This is a genomic window from Mycobacterium sp., assembly GCF_051006775.1.
In the GTDB taxonomy this organism is placed as follows: Bacteria; Actinomycetota; Actinomycetes; order Mycobacteriales; family Mycobacteriaceae; genus Mycobacterium.
The window spans coordinates 1-5,904 of sequence record NZ_JBPCSX010000139.1 but is presented as its reverse complement, the minus strand read 5'-3'; the positions used below and the strand labels follow the sequence as shown (position 1 = coordinate 5,904).

Below are 5,904 nucleotides of genomic sequence, written 5' to 3'. Positions count from 1 at the left end.
TCCTCGGGGGCGCTGCGGCCGGTGAGGGCGGTGGCGTCCTCGTAGTTGACCGCCACGGCCAGCACATCCGGTTCGGAGTCCAGTACGCCGGCCAGTCGGCTGAGCAGCCGCTCGGGGCCGAAGAATCGCCAGCCGGCCGGGATGTGCAGCCAGAAGCGGGTCCCGACCCGCTCGCTGATATACCGAAGCCGCGCGGCCGAAGACTCTCCGGACGGCGCATGCAGCGACTCGATCATGGGGTAGCGCAGGTGGAGCGCGCTCCGTTGCTCGTCAGTGAGTTCGGAATCGTCCACCAGCATTCGGCTGATGCGGCTGCGATCGGTGCAGACATTGAGTATCGAGTTCAGTGTGGTTTCGGCGCTCTCCAGATTCGGCCCGCATGACACGGTGATCGTCACGTCGGCATCTGAACGGGGGCGCAGGGTTTCGATGACCCGCGCCGGATAGGCCGCGGCGCTCTCCAGCATCGCCGGCACTGAGAAGTCGCGGTTCACCGCGATGCGGACACGGTCCTCAGGTGAGAGGCTGCTGCCGGCGAGCAGGTCCCGGAAAAGGCGGAAGGCCTCCGAGTGCAGACCGAGATTGGACGCGCACACCGCCAGTTCGTCGCGTGCAGCCCAGGAGTGTGCCGCCGCCCAGACGAAGAGAATGTCCTCCTGGGGCACCGGGATTGAGGCCGCGCGCTGGGCGAAGAGGTGACCGAGTTGGTAGCGCCCCTCCCTGCGGTAGTGACAGGCGATGGCGTGCAGGGCCTCGGCTCGGGTCGGTCGTGATTCGTAGGCGCGCAGCCACACGTCCAGAATCTCCGGCCAGGGTTCGCCGAGGTTCACCATCGATTCGCCGACGCGGTACAGCGAGTAGTAGACCTCTTCCGCCCAGCCGCCCATATCCGCCCGACGCTGATACCACCGCCGGGCGTTGGCGTAATCCCCGAGATCGAAATAGCTCTGGGCCAGATAGAACACCGAACGGCATTCATTGGGATCGCGCTCAATCTCCGCGAGCAACAGGTCCCGGTCGCGGGCGTACTTCAGTGGGTCGAGGTTGCGTCCGCCCAGGCGCCGCGAGTCCACGTAGTAGTCACCCGTCAGGCGCTGCATCTCGTAGGGCTGGTCGCAGACGATGCACTCATGCACCACCCCGACATACCGCCACGGAAGACCATTGCGGAACATCTGCTGGCGCCAGTAGGTGAAGTCCTCTGAATCGCCGTATCGCAACTCGTATGCGTCTGCGGTCAATTGACTGAAATCGGGCGTACCCATCACCAGGTCGTCGGCGTCGACCACCCAGATGTAGTCCGCGTGCCCCTGTGCGAGTTCAAGTGCTTCGGAGCGGTTGTGGCCGAAGTTCTTCCATGGGCGCTCGTGCAGTTCGCCGGGGATCTCAAGCCGGGCCATATGGGCGCGGATGATGTCCTGGGTGCCGTCCTCGGAGCCGGTGTCGACGATGCACCATGAAGAGATGTAGGGAGCCACGCAGTCGAGCAGCTCATGCACGATGTGCGCCTCATTGCGCACGATCATGTTGAGACAGATCGTCGGATGGTTCACTGCCACGTCCCCCGTGATTTCCGCTGTCGTAAAGGCCAACGGCCAGTGAATCTACCGGAACGGACCAGCATTACGTATCTTGTGCGATTGTCGAGAAAATGTAATATTGCGATCATGCCAGACACCCACGTCGTCACCAATCAGGTCCCTCCGCTCGTCAATCACAACGCCGCCACATCGCCGGTTCTGATGGAGGCCGTCATTCGCGAGGGGGGTCAGTGGGGCGTCGACGAGGTCGCCGAACTCGGTGCGATCTCGGGTGGTGCGACCGCGCAACGCTGGGGTGAGCTGGCCGACCGCAATCGCCCGGTGCTGCACGCCCACGACCGCTACGGACACCGCATCGATGAGATCGAGTACGACCCGGCTTACCACGAGCTGATGCGGGTGGCCATCGAGCATGGACTGCACGCCGCACCATGGGCCGACGACCGTCCGGGCGCGCATGTGGTGCGTGCGGCCAAGATGGGCGTGTGGACCCCTGAGCCCGGACACGTCTGCCCGATCTCGATGACGTACGCCGTCGTCCCGGCACTGCGGCACAACCCCGAACTCGCCGCCGTGTACGAGCCGCTGCTGACCAGTCGCACCTACGACCCCGAACTGAGGCTCGCCACCGGCAAGGCCGGTATCACCGCCGGCATGTCGATGACCGAGAAGCAGGGTGGCTCCGACGTGCGGGCCGGCACCACCGCGGCGGTGCCGAACGGTGACGGCAGTTACTCCCTGACCGGGCACAAGTGGTTCACCTCCGCGGCGATGAGCGACATCTTCCTGGTGCTGGCCCAGGCGCCCGGGGGCTTGAGCTGCTTCATGCTGCCCAGGGTGCTGCCGGACGGCACCCGCAACAGGATGTTCATCCAGCGGCTGAAGAACAAGCTGGGCAACCACGCCAACGCCTCCAGTGAGATCGAGTACGAAGGCGCGATCGCCTGGCTGGTGGGGGAGGAGGGTCGCGGTGTGGCCACCATCATCGAGATGGTCAACCTCACCCGGCTGGACTGCACGCTCGGCAGTGCCACCAGCATGCGCCAGGGCCTCAGCATGGCCATCCACCACACCCAGCATCGAAAGGCGTTCGGCGCGTATCTGATCGACCAGCCGCTGATGCGCAACGTGATCGCCGATCTCGCCGTCGAGGCAGAGGCGGCCACGATCATCGCGATGCGGATGGCCGGGGCAACCGATGCCGCCACCCGCGGCGACGAGCGCGAGATCCTGCTGCGCCGGATCGGCCTTGCCGCCGCCAAATACTGGGTGTGTAAGCGGGCCGTCCCGCACGCCGGTGAGGCGATGGAGTGCCTCGGCGGCAACGGCTATGCCGAGGACTCCGGCGCGCCGCGCCTCTACCGCGAGGCTCCGCTGATGGGTATCTGGGAGGGCTCCGGGAACGTCAGTGCGCTGGATACCCTGCGCGCCATGGCAACCCGTCCGGAGTGTGTCGAAGTGCTGTTCGACGAACTCGCCACCACAGCCGGTCAGGACGCACGGCTGGACGCCCATGCTGCAGCGTTGCATGACAGCCTCGCCGATGCCGCCACCATTGAGTACCGCGCCCGCAAAGTCGCCGAGGACATCAGCCTGGCACTGCAGGGTTCGCTGCTGGTGCGTCACGGCCACCCGGCGGTCACCGAGGCGTTCCTGGCCACCCGGATGGCCCGCAACTGGGGTGGGGCGTTCGGCACCCTGCCTGCCGGCCTCGACCTGGCCCCGATCATCGAGCGTGCCCTGGTCAAGGGATGACCGCACTGGCCGAGCAGACGCAAAGTCGCATCAATGCGCCAGTCGGAGTGCGAGTTTGTGTCTGCTCGCGACGGGAATGCGGGCAGTGACGGGTACGACCGTGGCGCGGGGCATCCGGATGACCGCCCGGTCGGTGGTGCTCTCGGTACTCCTGGGCGCACACCCCGCCTGGGCCACCGCTGCTGAGCTGCTCCGACTCACCGCGGATTTCGGGATCAAGGAGAACGCCCTGCGGGTGGCCCTGACCCGTATGGTCTCGGCCGGCGATCTGGTGCGCTCCGAGGACGGCTACCGACTGTCCGACCGTCTGCTTGCGCGCCAGCGCCGTCAGGATGATGCGCTCGACCCGTCAACGCGGGACTGGGACGGCAACTGGGTGGTGGTCGTGGTCACAGCCGTGGGTGCGGATGCGCGAAACCGTGCGTCACTTCGAACAACTTTGTCGCACAACCGGTTCGGTGAATTGCGCGAGGGCGTGTGGATGCGGCCCGACAACCTTGATGTCGTGGTGCCCGCACAGGCCCGCGAGATGATCCGGATGCTCAGCGCCCGCGATCCCGACGACGCCGGACTGGCCGCCCGGCTGTGGGATCTGACCGGCTGGTCGGCGACCGGTCACCGATTGCTCGCCGAGATGGAAGCGGCCGGCGATATCCCCGGCCGGTTCGCGATCGCCGCCGCGATGGTTCGCCACCTGCTGGCCGATCCCGTCCTACCCGCCGAACTGCTGCCCGACGACTGGCCCGGGCAACGGCTGCGGGACCGGTACACCGAATTCGTGGCGCTACTGCTGCAGCGCCGCGACCACACAGGTAGGGAGGCGCTCCGGTGACTGTCCGAGTGGAACGACGGGGTCCCGTCACGACGGTGATCCTGGACCGACCGCACGCCCGCAATGCCGTCGACGGTCCGACCGCGCTGGCGCTGTATGAGGCCTTCGCGGAATTCGACCGCGACGACTCGGCATCGGTGGCTGTGCTCTGGGGCGACCGCGGAACGTTCTGCGCCGGAGCCGACCTCAAGGCCATGGGCACCGACCAGACCAACCCGCTGAACCGCAACGGCCCGGCCCCGATGGGTCCCAGCCGCCTGGTGCTCACCAAACCGGTGATCGCGGCGATCAGCGGCTACGCGGTCGCCGGCGGTCTGGAACTGGCGCTCTGGTGCGATCTGCGGATCGCCGAGGAGGACGCCGAGTTCGGGGTGTTCTGCCGGCGCTGGGGCGTGCCGCTGATCGACGGCGGCACCGTCCGGCTGCCGCGGCTGATCGGGCACGGCCGGGCGATGGACATGATCCTGACCGGACGGCCGGTTGATGCCACAGAGGCGTTGTCGATCGGGCTGGTCAACCGGGTGGTGCCCCGCGGGCAGTCGCGGCGGGCCGCCGAGGAACTGGCCGCCGAACTGGCCGCTCTGCCGCAGGGCTGTCTGCGCGCCGACCGGATGTCGGCGCTGTATCAGTGGGGCCGTTCGGAAGCCGATGCGATGGACTTCGAGTTCGGCAGCCTGGCGCGGGTGGCAGCCGAATCATTGGCCGGCGCCAAGCGTTTCGCTGAGGGCGCCGGCCGACATGGGGAACAGGCCGACCCCGGGAACAGGCGTGGGTCGTTGGCCTAGAGTTGCGATCCATGGCAACCCGGCCGGCCAAGTCACCGAAGCTCAGCCGGGAGATCATCGTCAACGCGGCGATGACCTTCCTGGACCGCGAGGGCTGGGACGGGCTGACCATCAACGCACTGGCCACCCAACTCGGCACCAAGGGCCCGTCGCTCTACAACCACCTCGACAGCCTTGAGGATCTGCGCCGCACGGTGCGCATGCATGTGATCGACGACATCCTGCAGATGTTGAGCGCGGTGGGGCAGGGGCGCACCCGGGATGACGCCGTCATGGCGATGGCCAGCGCCTACCGCAGTTACGCCCACCACCACCCGGGTCGCTACTCGGCGTTCACCCGCCTGCCCCCGGGCGGAGACGACCCGGAGTTCACCGGTGCCTCGCATGCTGCGGCCGCACCGGTGATCGCGGTGCTGGCCTCCTATGACCTCGACGGCGACGACGCCTTCTGTGCCGCACTGGAGTTCTGGGCGGCGCTGCACGGATTCGTCCTGCTGGAGATGAGTGGCGTGATGGACGTCGGTATGGGTGCCGGAGGGATGGGCAACCTCGACGCCGACGCGGTCTTCTCGGACATGGTGCTACGCCTGGCGGCCGGCATGGCTCACCGTAGCGACCCTGACCTGCGGTAAGGGCTTCGTTACGCGCTTGGGCGGGCCGCGGCCGCCGGTTTGGAGGGCGCTGGCGGAACTGGTATCGTGAAGCATCGTGCCTGGCCGTCAGGTGCGCTCACGCGCGCTCGCCGGGCTAATTCGCATGTTTGCTGCGCACCGTTGGTTTACGGAGCAGGGCGCGTGTGACACGCCCGGACGCGGGGTACGCGGAAGGGCTGAAACTGCAGTACAGAGACTTGAAGACAGCCGGTACGACGAGTTTGAGAGAAAGTCGGTAGATGCCAACCATCCAGCAGCTGGTCCGCAAGGGTCGCCGCGACAAGATCGCCAAGGTCAAGACCGCGGCCCTCAAGGGCAGCCCGCAGCGCCGTGGCGTG

Annotated in this window: 5 protein-coding genes and 1 pseudogene; 5 read left to right on the top strand and 1 reads right to left on the bottom strand. The window is 67.1% G+C overall.

From position 1 onward, the window contains the following. Window positions 1-1,553: glycosyltransferase (locus ACR2JI_RS09580; RefSeq protein WP_526389843.1), on the bottom strand; the 1,553-nt coding region annotated here is incomplete at its 3' end. Between the two features lie 114 nt (window positions 1,554-1,667). Here ACR2JI_RS09580 and ACR2JI_RS09575 point away from each other — a divergent pair. The 5 genes and pseudogenes from ACR2JI_RS09575 to ACR2JI_RS09555 form a co-directional block, all read left to right on the top strand. Continuing rightward, entirely contained in the window at window positions 1,668-3,296 is a 1,629-nt protein-coding gene (locus ACR2JI_RS09575; protein WP_526389842.1) for an acyl-CoA dehydrogenase family protein, read from the top strand. Between the two features lie 118 nt (window positions 3,297-3,414). After that, window positions 3,415-4,128 (top strand): PaaX family transcriptional regulator C-terminal domain-containing protein, encoded by a 714-nt coding sequence (locus ACR2JI_RS09570; protein WP_526389844.1) that lies wholly within the window; start codon window positions 3,415-3,417, stop codon window positions 4,126-4,128. Beyond that, a complete protein-coding gene (locus ACR2JI_RS09565) occupies window positions 4,125-4,913 on the top strand; it encodes a crotonase/enoyl-CoA hydratase family protein (protein ID WP_526389841.1) in 789 nt (262 codons plus the stop codon). The genes ACR2JI_RS09570 and ACR2JI_RS09565 overlap by 4 nt, the downstream gene beginning before the upstream one ends. A gap of 11 nt (window positions 4,914-4,924) precedes the next feature. Continuing rightward, window positions 4,925-5,545, top strand: coding sequence for a TetR/AcrR family transcriptional regulator (locus ACR2JI_RS09560; protein WP_526389840.1), 621 nt, complete (start codon window positions 4,925-4,927; stop codon window positions 5,543-5,545). Between the two features lie 260 nt (window positions 5,546-5,805). Beyond that, a pseudogene (locus ACR2JI_RS09555) lies at window positions 5,806-5,904 on the top strand (30S ribosomal protein S12); the annotation flags it as partial.

What these genes read in the sequence shown, in the direction of transcription:
- ACR2JI_RS09570 (WP_526389844.1), top strand. Translation starts at nt 3,415, where the DNA reads ATGACCGCCCGGTCGGTGGTGCTCTCGGTACTCCTGGGCGCACACCCC.
- ACR2JI_RS09560 (WP_526389840.1), top strand. Translation starts at nt 4,925, where the DNA reads ATGGCAACCCGGCCGGCCAAGTCACCGAAGCTCAGCCGGGAGATCATC.
- ACR2JI_RS09575 (WP_526389842.1), top strand. Translation starts at nt 1,668, where the DNA reads ATGCCAGACACCCACGTCGTCACCAATCAGGTCCCTCCGCTCGTCAAT.